At 75.6% G+C, this 1,065-nt stretch carries 1 protein-coding gene; it reads right to left on the minus strand.

All coding sequences use genetic code 11. The features are described 5' to 3' along the window. On the minus strand, positions 1-923 hold a 923-nt coding region (locus AB0N07_RS52005; protein ID WP_365848118.1), incomplete at its 3' end, for a lipase family protein. Between the last annotated feature and the right edge of the window lie 142 nt (positions 924-1,065).

Raw genomic sequence — 1,065 nt, forward strand, 5'->3', positions numbered from 1 at the left:
GTGAGGAGCGGGTCGAAGCGCACCCGCGCGCCCTCCGCGCACCAGCGGCGGCCCAGGTCGCGGCCGGCGCGGTACGGGATGACGTCGTCCGTGACGGAGTGCGCGATCATCACCGGCACATCGGGGCGGCGGCCCTGCGCGCCGATCCGCTGCTCGGCGAGGATCCCGGCCAGCTCGGCGTCGGAGCGGACGAGCTCAGGGAAGTCCTGCCCCGTGTGGGTCAGCGTGGCGGAGTCGAGGTGCGCGTAGGCGAGGCTGCCTGCCACACAGGTCTCGGCCGCGCCGGTGAGGGCCGCCAGGCCGGTCTCGTTGAGGTGCGTGGCCGGGTCCACGTCGTAGGCGGCGAGCTGCCCTGCCATCGCGTAGAGCAGGAAGGCCGCGTAGAGGCCGCCGTCGATCCGGTCCGCGACCTGCACGAGGTCGGCCGGCGGGGCGCCCGCGTAGGCGCCCTTGAGGTCCAGCTCCGGGGCGTAGTCGGGTGCGAGCTCGGCGGCGGCCGCGGTCGCCCCGCCGCCCTGCGAGTAGCCCGCGAGCGCGACCGGCGCGGTCGCGGTGATGCCCGAACCCGACACCTGGGCGGCCGCGCGCACCGCGTCGAGGACGGCGTGCGCCTGGGCCTCTCGGACCATGTAGGTGTGCGTGCCCGGGGTGCCCAGGCCCTCGTAGTCGGTGACGACCACGGCGTGGCCGCGGCTCAGCAGGGACGTGATCCCGACGCCTTCGTACTGCACGCCGGTGGAGAGGGTGCGGGAGGGGGCGCAGCGGTCCGCCGCGCCCTGGGTGCCCACCGCGTAGCCGATCACGGGGCGCTCGCCGCCGCCCGTCCACGGGGCGGTGGGGGTCAGCACGGTGCCGGTCACGGCGATGGGTCGGCCCTGGGCGTCCTGCGAGGCGTACATGATGCGCGTGGCGTGCGCGGGCACCTGCACCAGTCGCACCGGGTCCAGGTAGAAGGCGGTGGGCTCGGTGCGTGGGACGAGGACGCCCCGTCCGTCGCCCGCCTGCGCGAGCACGGTGCCGTGTTCATCGGCAAGACGACGACCCCGGAGTTCGGCTGGAAGGGCG

It is taken from the genome of Streptomyces sp. NPDC051172 (assembly GCF_040682555.1).
GTDB lineage: Bacteria > Actinomycetota > Actinomycetes > Streptomycetales > Streptomycetaceae > Streptomyces.